The organism is Escherichia sp. WS1450 (genome assembly GCF_046487395.1).
Lineage (GTDB): Bacteria > Pseudomonadota > Gammaproteobacteria > Enterobacterales > Enterobacteriaceae > Escherichia > Escherichia coli.
In genome coordinates this window covers 1-2,855 of the sequence record NZ_JBJQJO010000086.1, presented here as the reverse complement: position 1 = coordinate 2,855, position 2,855 = coordinate 1, and the positions used below count along the sequence as shown (strand labels likewise).

Annotated in this window: 4 protein-coding genes and 1 pseudogene; all 5 read left to right on the top strand. The window is 55.0% G+C overall.

Going from position 1 to position 2,855, the window contains the following annotated elements; translation table 11 throughout:
• The first annotated feature begins 118 nt into the window (after positions 1-118).
• Positions 119-289, top strand: coding sequence for a DUF2635 domain-containing protein (locus tag ACJHYR_RS27345; RefSeq protein WP_000497751.1), 171 nt, complete (start codon positions 119-121; stop codon positions 287-289).
• Positions 273-1,742 (top strand): phage tail sheath subtilisin-like domain-containing protein, encoded by a 1,470-nt coding sequence (locus ACJHYR_RS27340; RefSeq protein ID WP_072837596.1) that lies wholly within the window; start codon positions 273-275, stop codon positions 1,740-1,742. Before ACJHYR_RS27345 ends, ACJHYR_RS27340 begins: the two co-directional genes overlap by 17 nt.
• Complete coding sequence (locus ACJHYR_RS27335; protein ID WP_000090993.1) at positions 1,742-2,098, top strand: phage tail tube protein; 357 nt, start codon at positions 1,742-1,744, stop codon at positions 2,096-2,098. Before ACJHYR_RS27340 ends, ACJHYR_RS27335 begins: the two co-directional genes overlap by 1 nt.
• On the top strand, positions 2,095-2,418 hold the full coding sequence (locus ACJHYR_RS27330) for a phage tail assembly protein (RefSeq protein WP_000571713.1): 324 nt from the start codon (positions 2,095-2,097) through the stop codon (positions 2,416-2,418). The genes ACJHYR_RS27335 and ACJHYR_RS27330 overlap by 4 nt, the downstream gene beginning before the upstream one ends.
• Before the next feature lie 84 nt (positions 2,419-2,502).
• Positions 2,503-2,745 (top strand): annotated as a pseudogene (locus ACJHYR_RS27325) (phage tail tape measure protein); the annotation flags it as partial.
• Positions 2,746-2,855 lie beyond the last annotated feature (110 nt).

The following is a 2,855-nucleotide window of genomic DNA, read 5'->3' as shown; positions in this document are numbered from 1 at the left end:
ACAGTCTGGATGAACTGCGAACGCTGGCGATTGATGTTGATTATCTCGATCCCGGTAACGGGCCTGACGGCGATATCGAACATCACACCGAAATAACCCTTCCTTCCTGAGGATCCTCATGTTTGTGAAACCTGTTAAAGGGCGGTCAGTGCCTGACCCTGCCCGCGGCGACCTTTTGCCCGCCGAAGGGCGAAATGTTGACGAGAACAACTACTGGCTGCGCCGTGAAGCAGCGGGTGATATCCGGCGCGTGAATAAAAAGGTGAATACCGATGACGATAAGCTTTAACACCATTCCGTCGAATACGCTGGTTCCGTTGTTTTATGCGGAAATGGATAACCAGGCGGCGAATACTGCACAGGACAGCGGAGCATCGTTGCTGATTGGTCACGCCAATAACGGTGCAGAGATTGTTGCCAACAGTCTGGTGCTGATGCCGTCGGCAGACTATGCACGCCAGATTTGTGGTGCGGGAAGTCAGCTGGCGCGTATGGTCGAGGCTTATCGCCAGACCGACCCGTTTGGTGAACTGTATGTGATTGCCGTTCCTGAATCCACGGCCGCGGCGGCAACAGTTACGCTGACGGTGACCGGCGCGGCAACCGAAACCGGCACGGTGAATGTTTATGTGGGACGTACCCGCGTGCAGGCACCGGTGACCAACGGCGATAACGTCGCGACGATTGCCAGCAGTATCCAGGATGCCATCAATGCCGTTCCGACTCTGCCGTTTACAGCTTCATCTTCGGCTGGTGTGGTCACGCTGACCGCGCGTCATAAGGGGCTTTGCGGGAATGAAATTCCTGTCAGCCTCAATTACTACGGCTTTGGTGGGGGCGAAGTGCTGCCAGCGGGCGTACAGATTGCCGTGGCGACGGGTACCGCCGGAACGGGTGCTCCGGTTCTCACCGGCGCGGTGGCTGCAATGGCGGATGAGCCGTTTGATTATATCGGCCTGCCGTTCAACGACACGGCCTCCGTTAATACGCTGGTGACCGAGATGAACGATACCAGCGGTCGCTGGAGCTATGCGCGTCAGCTGTATGGTCATGTGTATACGGCAAAGATCGGCACGCTGTCAGAACTGGTGACCGCAGGTGACCAGTTTAACCAGCAGCACATTACCCTGGCGGGGTACGAAAAAGACACCCAGACGCCTGCCGACGAGCTGGCGGCAAGCCGTACCGCCCGCGCAGCGGTGTTTATCCGCAACGATCCGGCACGTCCCACGCAGACCGGTGAGCTGGTAGGTATGCTGCCTGCGCCGAAGGGGAAACGGTTCACGATGACCGAGCAGCAGACCCTGCTGTCTCATGGCGTGGCAACGGCGTATGTCGAAAGCGGGGTACTGCGCATTCAGCGTGATGTCACCACGTACAGGAAAAACGCTTACGGGGTTGCGGATAACAGCTACCTCGACAGCGAGACGCTGCATACCAGCGCGTATGTACTGCGCAAACTGAAATCCGTCATTACCAGTAAGTACGGGCGTCACAAGCTTGCCAGTGACGGTACCCGCTTTGGTCCCGGTCAGGCGATTGTCACCCCGGCGGTGATCAAAGGGGAACTGCTGGCAACCTACCGTCAGCTCGAGCGTGCGGGGATCGTGGAAAACTACGAACTGTTCAAGCAGTACCTGATTGTGGAGCGTGATGCCAGCGATCCGAACCGCCTGAACACGCTGTTCCCGCCTGACTATGTTAACCAGTTCCGTCTTCAGTATTCAGAGGAGTCTGCATAATGGCCCGTATCGGGGGAACCTGTTATTTCAAAATTGACGGTCAGCAGCTATCGCTGACCGGCGGCATTGAGGTGCCCATGAACAAAACGGTTAACGATGACATCATCGGTCTGGATGGTTCAGTGGACCGCAAGGAAACTCACCGCGCGCCTTATGTCAAAGGAACCTTCAAGGTGCCGAAGAATTTTCCGGTGAGCAAAATCACCTCGTCTGATGAGATGACCATCACTGCCGAGCTGGCGAACGGTCAGGTCTATGTATTGTCGTCTGCCTGGCTGCACGGCGAAGCGAACCATAATGCCGAAGAAGGCACGGTTGATCTTGAGTTCCACGGTGAAGAAGGGGATTACCAGTGATTGAGCTTGTACTTAAAAAACCGATCATCGCCCACAAAGAAACACTGCATGTGCTGGAAATACGTGAGCCTACGTATGACGAGATTGAGGCGCTGGGGTTCCCTTTCTCTGTTTCGCCTGATGGTGGTATGAAAATGGACAGTCAGGTGGCGCTGAAATATATCCCGCTTCTGGCCGGGATCCCGCGCTCGTCTGCAGCGCAGATGACGAAGCTGGATATTTTCAAGGCAGGCATGATTGTAATGCGTTTTTTTACCGGCTTGGAGACGGAAGAGACCTCCGGAAGCGATTCTACAATGTCGCGTGGTTCTGGAAATTAAACCCCCTTGAACTTCGCCGGACGGCTATTTCCCACTTTGCTGATCTGGAGGCAGAGGCCGTCCGTATAAATGAGGAGATGAAGCATGGCTGATAATTTTCAGCTGAAAGCCATCATCACCGCCGTTGACAGGCTATCCGGCCCGCTTAAAGGTATGCAGCGTCAGCTTAAGGGATTTCAGAAAGAAGCCTCCAGCCTTGCTCTGGGCGCTGCCGGGGCGGGTACTGCAATAATGGGGGCACTGGTACTCCCTGTAAAATCAGCCATCACCCTTGAATCGAAGATGGCTGATGTCCGCAAAGTGGTGGACGGTCTGGATACGCCGGATGTAGTGGCACAGTAAATTTGGCCACCTGATTAAAGGTGATATCCTCACCACAACACAAAACAGGTGACTTAATGAACAAGAAAACCAAACGTACTTTCACCCCTGAATTC